The sequence below is a fragment of the Streptomyces sp. NPDC050625 genome (genome assembly GCF_040654755.1).
Taxonomy (GTDB): domain Bacteria; phylum Actinomycetota; class Actinomycetes; order Streptomycetales; family Streptomycetaceae; genus Streptomyces.
The window spans coordinates 148,125-169,499 of the sequence record NZ_JBFAIQ010000003.1 but is presented as its reverse complement, the minus strand read 5'-3'; the positions used below and the strand labels follow the sequence as shown (position 1 = coordinate 169,499).

The 21,375-nt window shown below is 71.4% G+C and carries 17 protein-coding genes and 1 tRNA gene; 13 read left to right on the top strand and 5 right to left on the bottom strand.

From position 1 onward, the window contains the following. Positions 1-5 precede the first annotated feature (5 nt). A complete protein-coding gene (locus AB0I54_RS08270) occupies positions 6-914 on the bottom strand; it encodes a helix-turn-helix transcriptional regulator (protein WP_363295500.1) in 909 nt (302 codons plus the stop codon). 123 nt (positions 915-1,037) lie between these two features. Between AB0I54_RS08270 and AB0I54_RS08265 the strand changes: the two genes are divergently transcribed. The 3 genes from AB0I54_RS08265 to AB0I54_RS08255 all read left to right on the top strand — a co-directional run bounded on the left by AB0I54_RS08265 (position 1,038) and on the right by AB0I54_RS08255 (position 2,987). Then, positions 1,038-2,507, top strand: coding sequence for an MFS transporter (locus AB0I54_RS08265; RefSeq protein ID WP_363295119.1), 1,470 nt, complete (start codon positions 1,038-1,040; stop codon positions 2,505-2,507). 69 nt (positions 2,508-2,576) lie between these two features. Next, complete coding sequence (locus tag AB0I54_RS08260) at positions 2,577-2,750, top strand: hypothetical protein (RefSeq protein WP_363295118.1); 174 nt, start codon at positions 2,577-2,579, stop codon at positions 2,748-2,750. 3 nt (positions 2,751-2,753) lie between these two features. Beyond that, a complete protein-coding gene (locus AB0I54_RS08255; RefSeq protein ID WP_006136074.1) occupies positions 2,754-2,987 on the top strand; it encodes a hypothetical protein in 234 nt (77 codons plus the stop codon). Here AB0I54_RS08255 and AB0I54_RS08250 read toward each other — a convergent pair. Then, the gene (locus tag AB0I54_RS08250; RefSeq protein WP_363295117.1) at positions 2,977-4,176 is read right to left on the bottom strand and encodes a glycosyltransferase 87 family protein; all 1,200 of its coding nucleotides are present in this window, start codon (positions 4,174-4,176) and stop codon (positions 2,977-2,979) included. The genes AB0I54_RS08255 and AB0I54_RS08250 overlap by 11 nt on opposite strands. Before the next feature lie 138 nt (positions 4,177-4,314). On the opposite strand from AB0I54_RS08250, the gene AB0I54_RS08245 reads away from it, so the two are divergent. Continuing rightward, positions 4,315-4,387: transfer RNA gene (locus tag AB0I54_RS08245), tRNA-Ala, on the top strand. 113 nt (positions 4,388-4,500) lie between these two features. Here the strand turns inward: AB0I54_RS08245 and AB0I54_RS08240 are convergent. Together AB0I54_RS08240 and AB0I54_RS08235 are read right to left on the bottom strand one after the other, a co-directional pair. Continuing rightward, on the bottom strand, positions 4,501-6,111 hold the full coding sequence (locus tag AB0I54_RS08240) for an NADH-ubiquinone oxidoreductase-F iron-sulfur binding region domain-containing protein (protein WP_363295115.1): 1,611 nt from the start codon (positions 6,109-6,111) through the stop codon (positions 4,501-4,503). Next, positions 6,108-7,400: a cytochrome b/b6 domain-containing protein gene (locus tag AB0I54_RS08235; RefSeq protein ID WP_363295114.1), complete on the bottom strand. Its 1,293-nt coding sequence runs from the start codon at positions 7,398-7,400 to the stop codon at positions 6,108-6,110. The genes AB0I54_RS08240 and AB0I54_RS08235 overlap by 4 nt, the downstream gene beginning before the upstream one ends. Before the next feature lie 416 nt (positions 7,401-7,816). Between AB0I54_RS08235 and leuS the strand changes: the two genes are divergently transcribed. From leuS to holA, 8 genes are all read left to right on the top strand, one after another. Continuing rightward, complete coding sequence (leuS, locus tag AB0I54_RS08230) at positions 7,817-10,702, top strand: leucine--tRNA ligase (protein WP_363295112.1); 2,886 nt, start codon at positions 7,817-7,819, stop codon at positions 10,700-10,702. A 137-nt stretch (positions 10,703-10,839) separates the two neighbouring features. Beyond that, positions 10,840-11,583 carry a hypothetical protein gene (locus tag AB0I54_RS08225; protein ID WP_363295111.1) on the top strand — a complete coding sequence of 248 codons (744 nt, stop codon included), beginning with the start codon at positions 10,840-10,842 and terminating at the stop codon, positions 11,581-11,583. A gap of 72 nt (positions 11,584-11,655) precedes the next feature. Further along, the gene (locus tag AB0I54_RS08220; RefSeq protein WP_363295110.1) at positions 11,656-12,501 is read left to right on the top strand and encodes a DegV family protein; all 846 of its coding nucleotides are present in this window, start codon (positions 11,656-11,658) and stop codon (positions 12,499-12,501) included. Positions 12,502-12,607: 106 nt separating this feature from the next. Next, the gene (locus AB0I54_RS08215) at positions 12,608-13,786 is read left to right on the top strand and encodes a ComEA family DNA-binding protein (RefSeq protein ID WP_363295109.1); all 1,179 of its coding nucleotides are present in this window, start codon (positions 12,608-12,610) and stop codon (positions 13,784-13,786) included. After that, complete coding sequence (locus AB0I54_RS08210) at positions 13,783-16,431, top strand: ComEC/Rec2 family competence protein (RefSeq protein WP_363295108.1); 2,649 nt, start codon at positions 13,783-13,785, stop codon at positions 16,429-16,431. The genes AB0I54_RS08215 and AB0I54_RS08210 overlap by 4 nt, the downstream gene beginning before the upstream one ends. A 4-nt stretch (positions 16,432-16,435) precedes the next feature. Further along, a complete protein-coding gene (locus AB0I54_RS08205; RefSeq protein ID WP_363295107.1) occupies positions 16,436-17,305 on the top strand; it encodes an arylamine N-acetyltransferase in 870 nt (289 codons plus the stop codon). 4 nt (positions 17,306-17,309) lie between these two features. Next, positions 17,310-17,555: a hypothetical protein gene (locus AB0I54_RS08200; RefSeq protein WP_363295106.1), complete on the top strand. Its 246-nt coding sequence runs from the start codon at positions 17,310-17,312 to the stop codon at positions 17,553-17,555. A 66-nt stretch (positions 17,556-17,621) separates the two neighbouring features. Continuing rightward, complete coding sequence (holA, locus tag AB0I54_RS08195) at positions 17,622-18,608, top strand: DNA polymerase III subunit delta (RefSeq protein ID WP_263208616.1); 987 nt, start codon at positions 17,622-17,624, stop codon at positions 18,606-18,608. Between the two features lie 329 nt (positions 18,609-18,937). On the opposite strand, the gene rpsT is transcribed toward holA, so the two are convergent. Further along, positions 18,938-19,204, bottom strand: a complete 267-nt coding sequence (gene rpsT / locus AB0I54_RS08190) for a 30S ribosomal protein S20 (RefSeq protein ID WP_015660447.1) — start codon at positions 19,202-19,204, stop codon at positions 18,938-18,940. Positions 19,205-19,425: 221 nt separating this feature from the next. On the opposite strand from rpsT, the gene lepA reads away from it, so the two are divergent. Continuing rightward, positions 19,426-21,300 (top strand): translation elongation factor 4, encoded by a 1,875-nt coding sequence (gene lepA / locus AB0I54_RS08185; RefSeq protein WP_363295105.1) that lies wholly within the window; start codon positions 19,426-19,428, stop codon positions 21,298-21,300. Positions 21,301-21,375 lie beyond the last annotated feature (75 nt).

Below are 21,375 nucleotides of genomic sequence, written 5' to 3'. Positions count from 1 at the left end.
TCCCCTCAGGGGGCGGGATCTTCCGCGTTCCACCTACGGATGATCCCGGCCGCCTCGCCGTCCGGCGGCGGCCACAGCCGATGTCTGCGCTCCCGGAGCAACACGAGCTTGTCGCGGGCCCCTTCGTCCTCCGGTGTGTAGACCACGATCCGGCACTCCGGCATCCCGTCCACCGACAGCGACTGCGAGGTCATCCGCAGCTCTCCCACCGCCTCGTGACGGAACGTCTTCACCCGGGGCCCCGGTTGCGTCACCGCACCGCTCGCCCACAGCTCGGCGAAGTACGGGCTGGCCGCCGACAGCGCGCGTATGTGGTTCTCCCAGGCAGGCTCGCCGACGTGTCTGCCGTAGGAGGACCGCAAAGTGGCCACCATCACCGGCAGTTCGCGCTCCAGGTGCACCACCGGGCAGGCCTCCTCCGGCACCGTGCACAGCAACCAGAGCACGTTCGGCACACCGGTGCCGAGGGGCGGCGGCACCGCGAACAGATCCCGGTAGGGCGAATTGGCGGCGAGGATGTCGTACCGCGCGTTGTAGACCACCGCCAGGAGCGGGTCGAGGGCGTCGATGATGCCCTGCACCTCCGGTCCGACCGTCCGCGTCGGCATCTCCAAAACCGCGTCGAACGGCACCTCCGCCAGGCGGTACAGATGCTCCCGCTCCGGCGGATCCAGCCGCAGAGTGCGCGCAACGGCGTCCAGGACCTGCGCGGACGCGTTGATCGGACGGCCCTGCTCCAGCCATGTGTACCAGGTCACCCCCACGCCCGAGAGCTGGGCGACCTCTTCCCTGCGCAGTCCCGGTGTACGCCTGCGCAGCCCCGGTGGCATACCGACGTCGGCCGGTGTCACCCGGGCGCGCCTGCCGCGCAGGAAGGCGGCCAGCTCCGGCCGGCGGCGCTGTGTCGTCCTCATCGTCACGTCCCCCGTCGTCACGTTTTCATCGTCGGTGCCCGGTCCGTCCCCTGCCAGGTGCTGTCAGTACCAGCATCGGCGGGCTCTCGGCACCCGTATCGGCGCGTCGCCAGGCTCGACCGCATGACGACGACATTCCGAACGGGACCGGGTCCCACGCCCGCTCCGGGCCCTGCGATCAGTGAAACACCCGGCACTGACAACCGGCCCCGGCTGCTGCTCGCGCTCGTGCTCACGGCACAGTTCATGGCGGTCCTCGACGTCTTCATCGTGAACGTCGCGGCCCCCACCATCGGTTCCGAACTCCATGCCTCCGGCGCCGACTTGCAGCTGGTGATCGCCGGATACGCCATCACCTACTCCGTGCTGCTGATCACCGGCGCACGGCTCGGCGACCGGTTCGGGCACGGCCGCGTCCACCTCGTCGGCCTCGCCCTGTTCACCGCCGCCTCGCTCGCCTGCGGCCTGGCCCGGGGTTCCACCGAGCTGATCGTGTTCCGGCTGGTGCAGGGCGCCGGGTCGGCGGTGATGATCCCGCAGGTGCTCAGCCTGATCCAGCGCACCTTCACCGGCGAGGCCAGGGTCCGGGCGCTCGGCGCGTACTCGGCGGTCCTCGCCGTGGGCGCCGCGGCCGGGCAGACCATCGGCGGCCTGCTGGTCAGCGCCGACCTCCTCGGCACCGGCTGGCGGCCGGTCTTCCTGGTGAACGTGCCGGTGGGCGCCGTACTGCTGCTGCTCGGCAGGCGTGTCCTGCCGAAGGGCGGCGCGGCCGGGCCCGGCGCGGCGCGGGGCCTGGACCTGCCGGGGCTGGTGCTGCTCGGTGCCTCCGTCTCGCTGCTGACGGTGCCGCTCGTGCTCGGGCAGGAGGAGGACTGGCCGCTGTGGACCTGGCTGTCGCTGGTGGCCGCCGTGGTCCTCTTCGCGCTGTTCTGCGGCTACGAGGCACGGCTGGCCCGGCGCGGCGGCGCCCCGCTGATCGCGCCCCGGGTGCTGCGGCACCCCGGGATGGGCCTGGCCGTCTTCCGCATCCTGGCCGTCATGGCGGTCAACGCCGGATTCCTGTTCGCGCTCACGCTGCACCTCCAGGGCGGCCTCGGGCACAGCGCGCTGCGGGCCGGTCTCGGCTTCGCGCCGACCGCGGTGGTCTTCGGCGCGGTCGGGCTGACCTGGCGGCGCCTGCCTGCCTCCTGGCAGCGGGCACTGGCCCCGGCAGGCTTCGCGCTCACCGCCGTGTCGGTGGCCGGTGCCGGGCTCGCGCTCCGCGGCGGCGGCGACGGCGGAGCCGGGCTGTACGTCGCGTTCGTCGGCCTGGGTGCCGGGCTCGCGCTCGCCTTCGGCCCGACCCTGACCGGGGCCCTGGCGGCGGTGCGGCCCGAGGACGCGGCGGACGCCAGCGGACTGCTCGCGACGGTCACCCAGCTCGGTCAGCTGATCGGTGTGGCGGCGTTCGGCACACTGTTCTTGAACCGCCTTGAGTCACTCGGGGCCCCAGCGGCGTATACCTCTGCGGAGGCGCTTTCTGCGTGCATGTGGGCACTGGCCGGCACCGCCTCGGTGGGTGCCGTGTCCGGACTGGTACTGAGGCGTCGCTGACCGTATTGGCCCGGCCGTGGCAGAATCAAACGGCCGGAAGGGGGCGCCGCCCGACGGGAGGGAGTAGCGATGCCTGCGAGCATCCTCGGGGAGGTGGGCCGCCTCTTCGCTGCGACGTCGATACGGGACACGGCCACCCGTCTCAGCTGCCCTTCCTGCGGTTCCGGCCATGTGGCGCAAGTACTCGGCGACAACGGCGGGATCTCCTACGTGTGCACGGCCTGCGGCCACAGCTGGAGCTGATCGATGGGTGCACACAGGCGAAAGTGCGACTGGTGCGGGAGCGGAACGCCGATCGTCCGGGACATGGAGCCGATCAACCCCGACTACCAGTACTGGTGCGAGGAATGCGCGCGGGCGCTGATCATAAAAGGCGACCCGATCGAGACGTACCGCGAGCTGGAGGGCGAGCCGATCTACGGCCGGCTCCTCGAGGAGCACTGCACGCTCAAGCGGTTCTACTCGTTCGTCACGGCCTGACCCCGGCCGGGCCTCGGCAACGATGTCCGGCCAGCGCCAGGAAGACGAGTCCGGCCCCCGCGTAGAGGCCGGACAGCGCCAACGCGACGCCCCCCTGGTGCAGTTCGGGCCGCCCCGGCCCGTGGGGCACCCACCACAGGGCGTACGAGCAGAAGACCAGCACGGTGCCCAGGGCGGCCGCCCGGTGCCCTCGCGTCCACAGCAGCAGTACCAGTGGCACACACCACACCCAGTGGTGCGACCACGAAACCGGGCTGATCAACAGCGCCGTCACCGCGCAGACGGCCACCGCCCACGCCCTTCGGTCCCGCAGCTCCGCCAGGACCGCCACCAAGAGGCCCGTCACGGCCACCAGAGCCGCCAGGGCGGCCCAGAGGGCTCCCGGGACCGGTGTGTGCAGCACACGCGCCAGAACGCCGCGCAGGGCCTGATTGGCGGTCTCCTCGGCGTGCCCCACCCGGTTCATACGGAAGACCATGCGCGTCCAGAACCGCCACGAGTCGTACGGCAGGACGGCCGCCGCCAGCAGCGTCGCCCCGGCGAACGCGGCGGCCGCCCCGCGCGCGTGCCGCAGCCAGGGCCGTCCGTCGCCGCCCCTGAGGTGCGCCACGCAGCCGGTGGCGAGCAGGAACACCGCGAACAGCGCGGGCGTCAGCTTGACCGCCGCGGCGAGCCCCAGGCCGGCTCCGGCCCAGCGAGCCGGGCCGTCGCCCGGACGGCGGGACAGATCGCACAGCACCAGGACGGCGAGCAACAGGTTGACCTGTCCGTAGCGCAGCGTCGTCCACACCGGCTCGCACCACACGGCCGCCGCCGCGACCCACCAGACGCTCTCCACGCGCGCGTGCCCCACGAGTTTCAGCGACAGCCGCACGAACACCACCAGCAGGACGAGGTTCGCGGCCGTCGCCGTCGCGCGCAGGAGCGGGACGTCCAGGAGCGTCAGCGGAGTGAACAGCAGGGCCGCGAACGGCGGGTAGGTCGTGGGCAGATGCTCGGGGGTCGCCCGCAGCGCGTACAGGTCGCCGCCCGCGCGGACGGTCGCTCCCTCGGCCCGGTACACCATCAGGTCGATCATCGACACGTCCGCGGCCCGCTGTGCGACCCAGAACGCGGTGAAGGAGAAGAGGCACGCCCCCAGGGCGACCGATGTGCTGCGGCGGGCTTCAGGGATCGCGATCACGGACACGAAGCGCGACACTAGCGCCCTAATCCGTACAGAACGGAAACGATTTGGTGGTGCACCCCTTCGACCGTGTAATGTTGGCGTCGCCGCCGGGGAAACCGGGCGGCACGGTGAACATGCGGTTCCACCGCATGGCCGCACGGGGCTATAGCTCAGTTGGTAGAGCGCCTGCATGGCATGCAGGAGGTCAGGAGTTCAATTCTCCTTAGCTCCACATAAATCGAAGGCGGGTCATCCGATCGGATGACCCGCCTTCGTCGTGTACGGAGGCGGTCGGGGCACGACGGGGGCGGGCCACCCGAGCCGGGTGACCCGCCGTTCGTGTGCTCAGCGGCCGAGGGCGCGGCGGCCGCGGCCCTGGGAGAGGACCGGAAGGTTGCGGGACGGCGCCTGCGAGCGCGTGTCCTCCTCGATGCGCAGCGCCAGCGCCGGGCACCGGCGCACCGCGCGCAGGGCCTTCGCCTCCGCGTACTGCGGCACCTTCGCCTGGGCGACGGTCGGGAAGCCGTCGGCGCCGAGCTGGAAGACCTCCGGGAGGATGTCCGCGCACAGGCCGTGGCCCCGGCACAGCGTCCAGTCCACGTAGATCTTCTGGCGGCTGCCTCCGCTCTCCTCCGGCTCTCCGCCGCCCGTGATGCCCGACGGGCCCATGCCTCCCTCGAAGAGCGGCAGAACGCCCTCCACGGGCCTTCCGCAGCCGTTTCCGAGGACGTGGGCGGCGAGGTCGTCGGTGAACGCCTTGATGGTCGACTCCAGGAACATCGCCGAGCCGTCCGGGTGCGAGCACGCGCCGCGCCGCTTCACGTTCTTGGCGACCTGCTTGAGAGCCTCCAGGGCGGCCGGTCCGCCGCCGTTGAGGATGTCCTCCATGCCGCGCGCGGCGGCGGGCAGCCCGAGGTAGCAGGGACCGCACTGTCCCGCGCTCTCCTCGGCCAGCCACTGGGCCACCCGCAGCGACTCGCCCAGCGGGCACGTCTCCTGAGTGATCGGCAGAATGGCGCCGGCCCCGAGCGCGCCGCCCACCGCGTCCAGGGAGTTGCGGGAGACGATCGCCTCGTTGACCGTCGCCGCGTCGATCCACTTGCCGTGGTAGCCGCCGGTCAGCACGCCCTGCGGCACCGGCGGGGCCCCGGCCAGCTGGAGGACGTAGCGCAGCGGCACGCCGGTGGGGACCTCGATCACCATCGGGCGGGCGACCGCGCCGGAGACCGTCAGCATGACGGTGCCCGGCTCGTCGTACAGGCCGGTGTTGCCGTAGCGCTCCGGGCCGATGCGGGCGGCGATCGCCAGCTGGGCGAACGTCTCGGCGTTCGACAGCAGTGTGGGCGCGCCGCCGACGCCGTTCTGCGAGGCGCTGGTCTTGCGGCCGGGCGGGATCGCAGGGCCGCCGTCGATCGAGCGGATCAGCGACGCGGCGGCGCCGGTGACCATGCGGACGGGGTTGCGCTGGACGAACGCCTTGAGCGCCGACCGGCGGCCGTTGGACAGGCCGCGTTCGGCGAGCGCGGCCTCCATGGAGCGCTGGGTCGACTCACGGGTGACCCCCACCACGAGCGTGCGGGCACCCAGCGCCTCGGCGCACAGCAGCGCGCCGTCCAGGATCAGGTGCGGGGCACGGTTGATCAGCACCGTGTCCTTGCGGCAGGCCGGTTCGTCCTCGCTTCCGTTGACGACGACGACCGGCCGTACGCCGCGCTTGATCGCCGCCTCGGCGACCGAGCGCAGCTTCTTGTGGAAGGGGAAGCCCGCGCCGCCGCGGCCCTTCAGGTTGATCCGTTCGGCGAGCTGCGCGAGCTGCTCGCCGCCCAGGGGTTCAAGCGGCCCGTGCACCTTCAGGTGCATGGGCAGATCGAGCCTTTCGACAAGGTCGAAGCCCGACGTGAGCTGAGGAAGTCCGACCACGCGGACTTCTGGTACGTCGGGCAGGGCCTCGTTCACCTATAGCCTCCGGAAGGCGTGTTCCAAGGTTCGCCCGAACCCGGCGTGTCGTACGACGTGCCGGGGGATGGTTCATTGGCGGGACCGCTGTTGTACGTGTCGTTCGAGTTGTACGTGCCGTAGAGGTTGTTCGTCTCACCGGTGTCGTACACGTCACTTCCGCGGTACCCGGCACCGCCCGAATTGCCATAGACCGGAATGTTGTATCCGGTGTCCTGGAGCGGGTCGTACGCCGACGGCGGCGCCTCGCCCACCGGCGGCGGAGAGGGGATCGGCCAGCTGCCCGACGTGCTGGAGGGGCCGTCCATGCGGGGCATCGCCGAAGTGGCCTGCATGTCCAGCGGCAGGTCCATGCGCGCGGTCTGGCCGGCGGCGAAGCCCTGCTCGGCTCGGGAGGGCGTCTTCACGGCCCGGTAGGCGGCCGCGAAGCCGGACGCGGGCTCGGGGGTCGCGGCGGCGCCGTAGGCGGCTGCCGCGGGAGCTGCCGCCGTGTCCGAGAACGACGGTCTGGCCGGACGCTCGTTCTCGTATCCCGGCAGTCCGGACGAGGCCTCCGCCGTCCGGGCCCGGCTCGCGTCCAGCCCTTCGAGGCCGGAGCGCTCCTCGTTGCCGATGATCGCGACGATCCGGTCGGCGACCTTGCGCTTGAAGCTGCGCGGCGCGGCGCGCAGGGCGAGGGCCGCCATCACTCCGACCAGGCACAGCTCGTACGACACCATGAAGAACGTCTTGGCCGGACGCCCCGCGAACAGGCCGTGGATGAGGGCCGCGCACAGGGCCGGGTAGGCGAGCATGTGCATGGCGCGCCAGCGCGCGGCCACCGGTGCCGGCGACGCGAACTGGTTGCGCAGCGCGCCGGTGACACCCACGAAGATCATGAGCAGACCGGCCAGGGAACCGAGGCCGATGAGCCCGCCGCTGCCCGAGACACCGAGGCTGAAGGGGATCAGCGCGGCGATCAGGACGGTGTGCTCAAGCGCCAGCTTGATCGTGATGTGCACCAGGAGGAACGCGATCGAGGCGACGGCGGTCACCCGGTGGATGCCTTGGGCAATGATCCGCTGGCGTGTGTCGAGGATGAGCCGGTCCTGGGCGATCAGGCCCCAGATCACCGAGCAGGTGAGGCAGACGAGCGACAGGACGCCCGCACCGAAGTTGAGGAAGTCCTGGAGCCAGCTGCCGCCGTTCAGTACCACCACGGGTATGAGCAGCAGGACGACAGCCGACGCCACCCCATAGGCCGACCGGCCGGGCTTGGGGAGCGAGCTGTTACTACGACGAGGGTTCATGGGGGCAACTCCGAGCAGTTCGGGAAAGCGGTCCCGCTGCCGAACTCTAAGCGGCGCCATACCGATCAGTACGAGGTTTGAGTTATTGCGTTGTTATCAAAGGACAATGCGACTGTTGCGATGTCCCTTAGTGCGGTGTTACGCGAAGTAAGCTGTGACCTTGGTTCAGACCTTGCTGCCGTGTTCGTTGTGTCAGCCAGGCATACGGAAGCGCGTCGCGACTTGCTCAACGCCTGCGGTACCCTGACGCCATGCGTGCCGTACGCCTTCTGCTTAGCGGGCCGCGCTGATCAGTCCCGACCGCCGGGTGAACCGGGCGGCCGGCATCGGCGCGGCATCCCCTCCTGCGTGAGGGGATTTTTCGTTTCTAGGACGACACGCCGCAGGCAGAGACGACCGATGGAGCTTTGAGGATCATGAGCGAGACGAACCCCGCTGCCGCCGCTGCTACGTCAGCGGAGGCCGCGCCGCACCGCTACACGGCTGCCATGGCGGCCGAGATCGAGGCACGCTGGCAGGACTTCTGGGACACCGACGGCACCTACGCCGCTCCGAACCCGAAGGGCGACCTGGCCGGCGACCCCGAGCTGGCCGCCAAGCCCAAGAAGTTCATCATGGACATGTTCCCGTACCCCTCGGGTGCGGGCCTGCACGTCGGTCACCCCCTGGGCTACATCGCCACCGATGTCTACGCCCGCTTCCAGCGCATGACCGGCCACAACGTCCTGCACACCCTGGGCTTCGACGCCTTCGGCCTGCCCGCCGAGCAGTACGCCGTGCAGACCGGCACGCACCCGCGCGTGTCCACCGAGGCCAACATCGAGAACATGAAGGCCCAGCTGCGCCGGCTGGGCCTGGGCCACGACAAGCGCCGGTCGTTCGCGACGATCGACCCGGACTACTACAAGTGGACCCAGTGGATCTTCCTGCAGATCTTCAACTCCTGGTACGACGAAGAGGCGGACAAGGCCCGCCCGATCTCCGAGCTGATCGCCCAGTTCGAGAGCGGCGAGCGCGCCGTACCCGGTGACCACGGGCGCGCGTGGAACCAGCTGACCGCCACCGAGCGCGCCGACGTCCTGGGCGAGTACCGGCTGGCCTACGCCTCCGATGCCCCGGTCAACTGGTGCCCCGGCCTGGGCACCGTGCTGGCCAACGAGGAGGTCACCGCCGACGGCCGCTCCGAGCGCGGCAACTTCCCGGTCTTCAAGGCCAAGCTGCGCCAGTGGAACATGCGCATCACTGCCTACGCCGACCGGCTGCTGGCGGACCTGGAGGAGCTGGACTGGCCCGAGGCCATCAAGCTGCAGCAGCGCAACTGGATCGGCCGCTCCGAGGGTGCCCGCGTCGACTTCCCGATCGACGGCGAGCACATCACGGTCTTCACCACGCGCCCCGACACCCTGTTCGGCGCGACCTACATGGTGCTGGCCCCCGAGCACCCGCTGGTCGAGAAGTTCACCCCTCAGGCCTGGCCCGAGGGCACCCACGCGGTGTGGACCGGCGGCCACGCGACCCCGGCCGAGGCCGTCGCCGCGTACCGCGCGCAGGCCGGTGCCAAGTCCGATGTGGAGCGGCAGGCCGAGGCCAAGGACAAGACCGGCGTCTTCACGGGCGCGTACGCCACCAACCCGGTCAACGGCGAGCGGATCCCCGTCTTCATCGCCGACTACGTGCTGATGGGCTACGGCACCGGCGCGATCATGGCCGTCCCGGCGGGCGACCAGCGCGACTTCGAGTTCGCGCGCGCCTTCGAACTGCCGATCCACTGCATCGTCGAGCCGACCGACGGCCGCGGCACCGACACCGCGACGTGGGAAGACGCCTTCGCGTCGTACGACGCGAAGATCATCAACTCCTCCAACGACGACATCAAGCTGGACGGCCTGGGCGTCGCCGACGCCAAGGCGCGCATCACGGAGTGGCTGGAGCGCAGGGGCATCGGCCAGGGCACCGTCAACTTCCGCCTGCGCGACTGGCTGTTCAGCCGCCAGCGCTACTGGGGCGAGCCCTTCCCGATCGTCTACGACGAGGACGGCATCGCCCACTCGCTGCCCGAGTCGATGCTGCCGCTGGAGCTGCCCGAGGTCGAGGACTACTCGCCGCGCACCTTCGACCCGGACGACGCCGACACCCAGCCCGAGACCCCGCTGTCCCGCAACGAGGACTGGGTCAACGTCACCCTGGACCTGGGCGACGGACCGAAGAAGTACCGTCGCGAGACCAACACCATGCCCAACTGGGCCGGTTCGTGCTGGTACGAGCTGCGCTACCTGGACCCGCACAACAGCGAGAAGCTGGTCGACCCCGAGATCGAGCAGTACTGGATGGGCCCGCGCGAGGGCCGTCCGCACGGCGGTGTCGACCTGTACGTCGGCGGCGCCGAGCACGCCGTGCTGCACCTGCTGTACGCCCGCTTCTGGTCCAAGGTCCTGTACGACCTGGGGCACGTCTCCTCCGCCGAGCCGTTCCACAAGCTGTTCAACCAGGGCATGATCCAGGCCTACGTCTACCGCGACAGCCGCGGCATCGCGGTGCCGGCCGCCGAGGTGGAGGAGCGCGACGGCGCCTACTACCACGAGGGCGAGAAGGTCTCCCGTCTGCTGGGCAAGATGGGCAAGTCCCTGAAGAACGCGGTGACTCCGGACGAGATCGCCGCCGAGTACGGCGCCGACACGCTGCGCCTGTACGAGATGGCGATGGGCCCGCTGGACGTCTCCCGGCCGTGGGACACGCGCGCGGTGGTGGGCCAGTTCCGGCTGCTGCAGCGGCTGTGGCGCAACATCGTCGACGAGGCGACCGGCGAGATCACCGTCTCCGACGCCGAGCCCGACGAGGAGACCCTGCGCGCTCTGCACAAGGCGATCGACGGCGTGCGCCAGGACCTGGGGGGCCTGCGCTTCAACACCGCCATCGCCAAGGTCACCGAGCTGAACAACCACCTGACCAAGGCGGGCGGCACCCTGCCGCGCCCGGTCGCCGAGCCGCTGGTGCTGATGGCCGCGCCGCTGGCCCCGCACATCGCCGAGGAGCTGTGGCGCCGGCTGGGCCACACCGACTCGGTCGTCCACCAGGACTTCCCGGTCGCCGACCCGCGGTACGTCGTGGACGAGACCGTGACCTGCGTCGTGCAGATCAAGGGCAAGGTCAAGGCCCGCCTGGAGGTCCCGCCGGCCATCTCCGACGAGGAGCTGGAGAAGGTGGCGCTGGCCGACGAGAACGTCGTGCGGGCGCTGGGCGGCGCGGGGATCCGCAAGGTGATCGTGCGGGCACCGAAGCTGGTGAACATCGTCCCGGCCTGAGCGGCCGGCGCCTCGGGGTAGTCCCCTACGGGCAGGTTCGGGGTTCTTCCGGAACTCCGGACCTGCCTGCTGCGTTTACCGTGGAGAGCACGAAGAGCGGCGCGGCGCGTGCCGCGAGGGGTCCTAGGAGGAGCGTCGTGGAAGCATTCTTCACCGTCCTCGCCCTGCTCTTCCTGCTCTTCGTGGTCCTGGGCACCTTTGCGGTGGTCAAGGCGATCGGCGCCGCCAAGCGAGGCGTCGACCGCACGATCACCCAGGCCCGCCGCACGGTCGAGGACCACACCCTGCGCGCCAAGTCCTTCACCCAGACCGGCCCGGCGGGCGAGATCGCCCAGCTCCGGCTCACCCTGCGCACCTCGATGCGGGCCACCCAGGACGCGCTGCACGCGGGCGTGGCCGAGGACGAGTCGCTCAGGGAGTCCCTGGGCCTCTTCCAGCGGCTGAGCGTGCACGGACACGAACTGGACGAAGAGCTCAAACGCATGGAGTCCGAGCCGGACCGGGCCACCCTCGCGGCCCGGCTGCCCGAGCTGCGTAAGCGCACCGAGCGCATCACCCGGTCCGCCGACTCCCTGCGCTGGGCGGTCCGCGACCGGGCCCAGCGCTTCGCCGACGACGATCTGGACGCACTCAGCACCCAGATCGACGTCGAGACCGGCGCGCTGCGGCACTGGACCCGCTCGGACACCGAGGACACGCCCCCTCCGTGGCCCGAGGCTCCGGCCGACGCCGACGCCGACGCCCGCACCGCACAGCAGACCTGGCCCGAGACCCCGGGGTCCGGCACCGCCGACGAGCCGACCCGGACCGCGATCACCCCGCCCGGCGCACGCCCTTCCTACCCGTGGCAGAAGAAGCCCCGCCCCGAGAGCACGACTTGATCCGGCCGGTCCCGGCCCAGGTGAGCGGGGCCGGGCTGCCGTTCGGCCACTACGCCAGGTAACCTCCAGCTCATGTCCCGCCATGTCGCGATCGTCACCGATTCAACGGCCTACCTGCCGCCGCGGACGATGGAGCGCCACGGCATCACCGCGGTGCCCCTGACCGTGGTCCTTGGCGACCAGGCGCTCGAAGAGGGCACCGAGATCTCGACCCGCTCCCTCGCCCAGGCACTGCAGAAGCGGCGCCCGGTCACCACCTCCCGTCCCGGCCCACAGGTCTTCGCGGAGACCTACCGCAGGGTCGCCGAGTCCGGGGCCGGCGGCATCGTCTCGCTCCACCTCTCCGCCGAGCTGTCCGGCACCTACGACGCGGCGGTCGTCGCCGCGCGCGAGGCGCCGGTGCCGGTGCGCGTGGTGGACACCGGGATGGTCGCGATGGCCCTCGGCTTCTGCGCGCTCGCCGCCGCCGAGGCGGCCGAGGCGGGCGGCACCGTGGACGAGGCCGTCACGGCCGCGGAGAAGCGCGCCGCGGGCACCTCCGCCTACTTCTACGTCGACACGCTCGACTATCTGCGCCGCGGCGGCCGCATCGGCGCCGCCCAGGCCCTGCTGGGCTCCGCGCTCGCCGTGAAACCGCTGCTGCAGCTGGACGGCGGCCGCATCGAACTCCTCGAAAAGGTGCGTACGGCGTCGAAGGCGATCGCGCGGCTGGAGGAGATCGTGGCCGACCGGGCCGGCACCGCCGAGGTCGACATCGCCGTCCACCATCTCGCCGCCCCCGACCGGGCGTCGGCCCTCGCCGACCGGCTGCGGACCCGGGTGCCCGGACTGGCCGACCTGCATGTGAGCGAGGTCGGGGCGGTGATCGGGGCGCACACGGGACCCGGACTTCTGGGTGCCGTGGTCTCCCCGCGGTGACGGCTGCTTCACCCGTGCGAGTGCTGGAGTTTTCCACAACAAGTCGCTGATCCACGGAAATTGAGCAAGATCATCGCGAATCGGCGGGATGTCCGATCCTCGTCGCATGGCACTTCGATCACGCACCCGCATCTCGTCCGCGACCAGCGGCCCGGGCCGCGCTCCCGCCTCCGACGGCCGCACCCGCCACCGCCGTTCACCGGCCCGCCACGACACCCGCCCCCGAGCCCGGCACCGCTCCGCACCGGCGGAGGAACTGCGCCGCCGTGCGGAACTGCTCTTCGGTGAACACGCCGTGCAGTGGCGGGAGTCGGGGAACGCGCCGCCGGGGCAGGGGGTGTGCGCGGACACGGTGAGGGTGACGGGTACGGCGCCGGGGTTGAGCCCGGTGCAGAAGGTGAACCCGGTGCACAGGGTGAGCGCGGACGAGGAGGGCACCGTCCTGCCCGACACCGACACCGACACCGACACCGACACCGACACCGACACCAACTCCGACGCCGACGACGAACGCGTGATGCCGGACTGGAGGGAGCGTGCCGGGCTCGCCCTGCGTGAGCGGATGCCGATGTGGCTGCAGGTCAGGTGCGGCCTGGAACGGCGGAGCGTGGTCGCGCTCGCGGTGCTCCTCGTCGTCGCCGCGGTGTTCGCCGTGCAGCACTTCTGGGCCGGCCGCACCCAGCCCGTCAGCGCGCCCCAGGTGGTACGGGCGGAGGCTCCGTACCGGAAGGAGGACAAGAGCGAGGGGAACGGACAGGCTGCGCAGGCCGGGCAGGCAGGTAGGTCCGGGCCCGGGGGCACCGGCGGCGGCGCTCCGGGTGCCACCGGGACGGACATCGTGGTGGACGTCAGCGGCAAGGTCCGCGAGCCGGGGATCCAGCGCCTGCCCGCCGGTTCACGGGTGGCCGACGCGCTGCGGGCGGCGGGCGGAGTGCGCCCCGGCACCAGCACCGAGGGCCTCAACCGCGCGCGCTTCCTCGTGGACGGCGAACAGGTCGTCGTCGGTGGTCCCGCACCCGCCGCGGGGCCCGGCACGGGCGGTGTCACCGGCTCAGGGCCGGCCGGTTCCACATCGGGCGCGCAAGGACCCTCGGCCCCGATCTCCCTCAACACGGCCACCACGGACCAGCTCGACACCCTGCCCGGTGTCGGCCCCGTGCTCGCCCAGCACATCGTCGACTACCGCACCCAGCACGGCGGTTTCCGCTCGGTCGACGAATTGCGCCAGGTCAACGGCATCGGCAACCGCCGCTTCGCCGATCTGCGGAATCTGGTGCGGCCATGAGCCAGGTGTCCGGCGACCGCGTCACCACCGGCCGGGCGGACGTGCACGCCGCCTCCGGAAAACGGCTGGGCGCCGCGCACCCGCGGCAGGAAGGCCCGACGGACCTGCGCCTGGTACCGCCCGCGCTCGCGGCCTGGGCGACGGCGGCACTGACGCTCGACACACCGCCTGCACGGACAGCCGCCATCGCGGCCGCATGCCTGATCACGGCCTGCCTCCTCCTGGCGTCGGGAAGACGCGGACGACCAAGTGGACGACGCCACTCGGACGACGGGGCGCAGGCCCTGCCCGCACCGCCGAGGACATGGTCCGCCTGGGCGGGGCCCCTGCCGCGTGCCGCGTCGGCCGCCGTACTGCTCTGCGTCGCCGCGGCCGCCGTCTCCGCCGGGCTGCATGGAGCGGATCTGCGTCGCGGGCCCGTGCCCGTGCTGGCCCGGCAGTACGCCACCGTGACCGCCGAGGTCGAACTCGGCTCCGATCCCCGGCTGAGCAGGCCCCGGGTGAGAGGGGATCACGCGGCTCCGGTAGCCGTCCTGATCCACGCGGAGGTGCGGAGCGTCGAGGAGACGGACGGGACGGCCGTGGCGACGCGGGCACCGGTGTTGATGATCGTCGACGGCGATGTCCCGGCACCGGAGCCAGGCGATGTCCCGGCACCGGAGCCAACGGCGCGAGGCGTCTCGGCCCGGCCCTCGGGGCGTTCGGCCTGGCTCGGGCTGTTGCCCACGACCCGGCTGCGGGTGAGCGCGCGGCTGGCGCCCGTGATGACGGGCGGGGACCGGACCGCGGCCGTGCTGCGGGTCACGACGCGGCAGGTGCCGGAGATCGTGGCGGGGCCGAGCGGGCCGCAGCGGCTGGCGGGACGGTTGCGGGCGGGGCTGCGCGAGGCCACCGACGGGCTGCCGGCGGATGCCCGTGCGCTGCTTCCGGGGCTGGTCGTCGGGGACACCTCACGGATCACGCCCGAGCTGGACGAGGCGTTCAAGGAGACGGACCTGGCGCACACGCTCGCCGTCTCCGGCAGCAACCTCACGATCCTGCTCGCGTTGCTGCTCGGGCCGCCCGGTCTGGCCCAGCGCGTGGAGCGCCGCGGGCTCGCCCCGCGCCTCGGCATCTCGCTGCGGGCCACCGCGCTCCTCGCGGCGGCGCTCACGACCGGGTTCGTCGTCGTGTGCCGACCGGACCCGAGCGTGCTGCGGGCCGCGGCCTGCGGATCGGTGGCGCTGCTGGCCCTGGCGACGGGACGCCGCAGATCGCTCGTCCCGGCGCTGGCGACGGCCGTCCTGCTGCTGGTGCTGTACGACCCGTGGCTGGCCCGTAGTTACGGGTTCCTGCTCTCGGTGCTGGCCACCGGCTCGCTGCTGGTGCTCGCGCCGGGTTGGAGCGTGGCGCTGCGGCGGCGCCGGGTGCCCGGGCGGTTGGCCGAGGCGCTGGCGGCGGCTGCCGCGGCGCAGGCTGTGTGCGCGCCGGTCGTCGCCGTGCTGTCGGCGCGGGTGAGCCTGGTGGCGGTGCCCTGCAATCTGCTCGCCGAGGCGGCGGTCGCGCCGGCCACGGTGCTCGGGTTCGCGGCGCTCGGGTCGGCACCGGTGGCGATACCGGTGGCCAAGGCGCTGGCCTGGTGCGCGAGTTGGCCTGCCGGATGGATCGCGCAGGTGGCCCGGACCGGGGCCGCGCTGCCGGGCGCGGGAGTGGACTGGCCGGGCAGCTGGATGGGGGCGCTGTTGCTCGCCGTGGTCACGGTGTTCCTTGTCTCCGCCGGTCGGCGGCTGCTGCGGCACCCGTGGTGGTGCGCCGTCTGCGGGGCGCTGCTCCTGCTCGTGGTGGTACGGCCGGCACCGCTGACCCGGGTGCTCACGGGCTGGCCGCCACCGGGCTGGCGGTTCGCGATGTGCGACGTGGGACAGGGGGACGCGACGGTGCTGGCGGCGGGGGAGGGCACCGGGGTGGTCGTGGACGCCGGACCCGATCCGGCGCTGGTCGACCGCTGTCTGCGGGAGCTAGGCATCACCCGCATCCCGCTCGTGGTGCTGACCCATTTCCACGCGGATCACGTCACGGGACTGCCCGGTGTGCTGAGGGGGCGCTCGGTGGGCGTGATCGAGACGACCGGCTTCGAGGAGCCCGCGGACCAGGCCGAGTTCGTACGGAAGGAGGCGGCGCGGCGGCACATTCGGCTGACCCGAGCCGTCGCCGGGGAGGAGGGGCGCACCGGTGCGCTGTCCTGGCAGGTGCTGTGGCCGCCCCCGAGCCCCGTGGCCCCTGATCCCGACGGCCCCAACGACGCGAGCGTGGCGATGCTCGTGCGCTCGGCCGGGCTGCGGTTGCTCCTCCTGGGGGACCTCGAACCCCCGGCTCAGCAGGCGCTGTTGAGATCGCCGGCGGCGGCCGAGCTGGCCGGTGTGGACGTGCTCAAGGTCGCCCACCACGGCTCGGCCTACCAGGATCCGGATCTCATACGTCTGGTGGCGCCGCGGGTGGCGTTGATCTCGTGCGGTGCGGACAACCCGTACGGCCATCCGGCGCCCGGCACCGTGGCGGCGCTGCGTGCAGGAGGGGCGGTGGTGCTGCGTACGGACCGGGACGGGGCGCTGGCGGTCGTCGGGGCGGGTGGAGCGGACGGAGGGCTGCGGGTGGCGCGAGACTGAGTGCATGAATACAGCACAGGTCGATGCCTATCTCCGCCGTCTGGGGGCCGAGCGCCCTGAGCGGCCCACCGCCGAGGTTCTGCGGGACCTGCATGTGCGTCATCTGCGGGCCGTGCCCTTCGAGAACCTGTCCATCCACCTCGGCGAGGAGATCGTGCTGGAGGAGAAGCGGCTGCTGGACAAGCTGCTGGGGGCGCGAAGGGGCGGGTTCTGCTACGAACTGAACGGCTCCTTCGGGGCGTTGCTCGCCGCGCTGGGCTTCGACGTCGTCCTGCTCGCGGGGCGGGTGTACGGGGACGAGGGGCGGCTGGGGATTCCGTACGACCATCTCGCGCTGCGGGTGCGGGCGGTGGACGGAAGCGAGTGGCTGGCCGACGTGGGGTTCGGGGCGCACAGCCATGGTCCGCTGGCCTTCGCGGAGCGCGGGGAGCAGCGCGATCCCGGCGGGACCTTCCGGATCGCCGCGGCCGGGCCGGACGCCGCGGGGGTGGACGGCGCGGGCGAGGTGGCCGGTGCCGGGGACCTGGACGTGACGCGTGACGGGAAGCTCCAGTACCGCCTGGAGACCAGGCCCCGGGTGCTCGGCGACTTCGCGGCCGGGGCGTGGTGGCACAGCACCTCGCCGGTGTCGCACTTCACGCGGTCGCTGGTCTGTTCGCGGGTGACGGAGGACGGAGGGAGGATCACGATCAGCGGGCGGGCGCTGACGGTGACGGGGGCCGACGGGACGAAGGAGGTGCGTGAGTTCGGCACGGACGAGGAGGTTCTCGGGGTGTACCGGGAGCGGTTCGGGATCGAGCTCGACTCGGTGCCGACCGTGCGGAAGCGGAGTCGGGACGACTGGTTCAGGCACGGTCCGGGTGCCGGAGAATGACTCCGTGAGCGATGTGAGACACGTACTGGTGCTGCCCGACCGCGACGCGGCCGAGGAAGCGGTGGAGGCGCTCGCGGAGCGCTTCGGAGTCGATGAGGAACCGCATCTCGTCCGCGATGCGCTGGCCGGTGAGGACGACGCCGAGGACGCGCAGTGGCTCGTGGTCCTGCGGGACGAGGACGAGCGGTTGGACCCCGAGGAGCTGAACGCGTTCGCGGGGGAGTGGGACGGCTGGCGCGAGGAGCCGTAGGCCCGGGAGACGCCCGCGGGTCGGTGGCGGGGTCCGTTGTCAGTGGCGCGTGGGATGCTTGTCGCGATGGCCAGGAAGACTGCGAATGACGACCCTCTCGCCCCGGTGACGCTCGCCGTGGGCCAGGAGGACCTCCTGCTCGACCGTGCCGTGCAGGAGGTGGTGGCCGCCGCCAGGGCCGCCGACGCCGACACGGACGTCCGTGACCTGACCCCGGACCAGCTGCAGCCCGGCACGCTCGCCGAGCTGACCAGCCCGTCGCTCTTCGCGGAGCGCAAGGTCGTGGTCGTACGCAATGCGCAGGACCTGTCGGCGGACACGGTCAAGGACGTGAAGGCGTATCTCGGGGCGCCCGCCGAGGAGATCACCCTCGTGCTGCTGCACGCGGGCGGGGCCAAGGGCAAGGGGCTGCTCGACGCGGCGCGCAAGGCGGGCGCGCGAGAGGTGGCCTGCCCGAAGATGACCAAGCCGGCAGACCGTCTCGCCTTCGTGCGGAGCGAGTTCCGAGGGCTCGGCCGGTCGGCCACGCCCGAGGCGTGCCAGGCGCTCGTCGACGCGATCGGGAGCGATCTGCGGGAGTTGGCGTCCGCGGTGACTCAGCTCGTCGCCGACGTAGAGGGGACGATCGACGAGGCCGTCGTCGGGCGGTACTACACCGGGCGTGCCGAGGCGTCCAGCTTCACGGTCGCCGACCGGGCGGTCGAGGGGCGTACGGCGGAGGCGCTGGAGGCCCTGCGGTGGTCGCTGGCCACGGGGGTCGCGCCGGTGCTGATCACCAGCGCGCTGGCCCAGGGCGTGCGGGCGATCGGGAAGCTGTCCTCCGCGCGGGGCGGCCGGCCGGCCGATCTCGCGCGGGAGCTGGGGATGCCGCCGTGGAAGATCGACCGGGTGCGGCAGCAGATGCGGGGGTGGACACCGGACGGTGTCGCGCTCGCGCTGCGAGCGGTGGCCGAGGCCGACGCGGGCGTGAAGGGCGGCGGGGACGACCCCGAGTACGCGCTGGAGAAGGCGGTCGTGACGATCGCGAGGGCGGCCCGCTCCCGGGGACGCTGACGGCGCGGGGGCAGGCGTTGCCGGGTCTTCGAAGCTGGGCGGTGCGGGGGCCGACGGCCAGCCGGTCGTAGCCGTACGCCGGTCGTCGGTTGGCGGATCTGGGGTGCTGACCTGGACCGACGCCCGACTTCGAAGACCCGTGTTGCCTCGGCATGCCGAAGGCCCCGCCGTCCGCCCCGGGGAAGGGCGAGGCGGCAGGGCCTCGGATCAAGCTGGTGAGCTCATACCCGCGTGGCGAACGCAGGCCGCGTATGAGCTCGGGCTGCCGGGCGGGAGCGGATGAGAGAGGGCCCGCTCTGGGTCCGTCCGGCGGTCAAGTCGGAGTTGACTCAGCCCTTGAGGGAAGCGACCTTGGAAGCCAGCGCCGACTTCTTGTTGGCGGCCTGGTTCTTGTGGATGACGCCCTTCGAGACGGCCTTGTCGAGCTGACGCGCGGCAGCGCGCTGGTACTCGGTGGCCTTCTCGACGTCACCCGCGGCAGCGGCCTCGCGGGCCTTGCGGATCGCGGTCTTCAGGGAGGACTTGACGGCCTTGTTGCGCAGCCGAGCCTTCTCGTTGGTCTTGATCCGCTTGATCTGGGACTTGATGTTCGCCACGAATGAGCCTTTTCAGGTTCTGGTACGGGGCCGCACGGGTCCCGCACCGATGATTTCCAGAAGACGCGCCTCGCGCTGAGAGGGCATGAGGCACAGCCACCCACGTTACCAGCGGCTCCCCGAGCGGCCCAAACCGGTCGCCGGTCCGCGCCCGTGGGACCATGGAGACTACGTATCGATCCGACCCGAGGCATAAGGCGCCTCAAGAGACAGGACCCTGCGTGCCCGCGACCCCTAAGAATGTGCCCGAGCCGAGCCGTACCGACCCGGCTCTGATCCGCAATTTCTGCATCATCGCGCACATCGACCACGGCAAGTCCACGCTAGCCGACCGGATGCTCCAGCTGACCGGTGTGGTCGAGCAGCGGCAGATGCGTGCTCAGTACCTCGACCGGATGGACATCGAGCGCGAGCGCGGCATCACGATCAAGTCCCAGGCCGTGCGTCTGCCCTGGGCCCCGACCGAGGGGCCCGACCAGGGCACGACCCACATCCTCAACATGATCGACACCCCGGGGCACGTCGACTTCACGTATGAGGTCTCGCGGTCGCTCGCGGCCTGTGAGGGGACCGTCCTCCTCGTTGACGCCGCCCAGGGGATCGAGGCCCAGACCCTCGCCAACCTCTACCTGGCGATGGAGAACGACCTCACGATCATCCCCGTACTGAACAAGATCGATCTGCCGGCCGCGCAGCCCGAGAAGTTCGCCGAGGAGCTGGCCAACCTGGTCGGCTGCGACCCCGACGACGTGCTGCGGGTCTCCGCCAAGACCGGTCTCGGCGTCGACGCGCTGCTCGACAGGGTGGTCCGGGACATCCCGGCGCCGGTCGGCGTCAAGGACGCGCCCGCCCGAGCGATGATCTTCGACTCCGTGTACGACTCGTACCGGGGCGTGGTCACGTACGTCCGTGTCATCGACGGTCAGCTCAACAAGCGCGAGCGGATCAAGATGATGTCCACGGGCGCCACGCACGAGCTGCTGGAGATCGGCACCAACTCGCCCGAGATGCTGTCGGCCGACGGCCTCGGCGTCGGCGAGGTGGGCTATCTGATCACGGGTGTGAAGGACGTCCGCCAGTCCAAGGTCGGTGACACCGTCACCAGCCAGGTCAAGGGCGCCACCGAGGCCCTGGGCGGGTACAAGGACCCCAAGCCCATGGTCTTCTCCGGCCTGTATCCGCTGGACGGCTCGGACTACCCCGAGCTGCGCGAGGCCCTGGACAAGCTGCAGCTCAACGACGCCGCGCTGGTGTACGAGCCGGAGACCTCGGCGGCCCTCGGCTTCGGCTTCCGCGTCGGTTTCCTCGGTCTGCTGCACCTCGACGTGATCCGCGAGCGACTGGAGCGCGAGTTCGGGCTCGACCTGATCGCCACCGCGCCCAACGTGGTCTACCGCGTGGTCATGGAGGACGGCAGCGAGCACATCGTCACCAACCCGAGCGAATTCCCCGAAGGCAAGATCGGCGAGGTGTACGAGCCGGTCGTGCGGGCCACGATCCTGGCGCCGACCGAGTTCATCGGCTCGATCATGGAGCTGTGCCAGACCAGGCGCGGCACCCTCCTCGGCATGGACTACCTCTCCGAGGACCGGGTCGAGATCCGCTACACCCTCCCGCTCGCCGAGATCGTCTTCGACTTCTTCGACCAGCTGAAGTCGAAGACGCGCGGTTACGCGTCGCTGGACTACGAGCCCACCGGTGAGCAGACCTCCAGCCTGGTCAAGGTCGACATCCTGCTGCACGGCGACAAGGTGGACGCCTTCTCGGCGATCACCCACAAGGACGCCGCGTATGCGTACGGGGTGCGGCTCGTCGCCAAGCTGCGCGAACTCATTCCGCGGCAGGCCTTCGAGGTGCCCATCCAGGCCGCCATCGGCTCCCGGGTCATCGCCCGCGAGACCATCCGCGCCATCCGCAAGGACGTCCTCGCCAAGTGCTACGGCGGTGACATCTCCCGTAAGCGGAAGCTGCTGGAGAAGCAGAAGGAAGGCAAGAAGCGGATGAAGATGGTGGGTTCCGTGGAGGTTCCGCAGGAGGCCTTCATCGCCGTGCTCTCCAGTGATGACAGCGCGGGGTCGGGCAAGGGCAAGAAGTAATCGCGGTTACCCGCAGTAAGCGCCGGTCGCCCCGGCAAATGGGGCGCAAGGGGGGCCCGTCGCACCAAAGTGCGG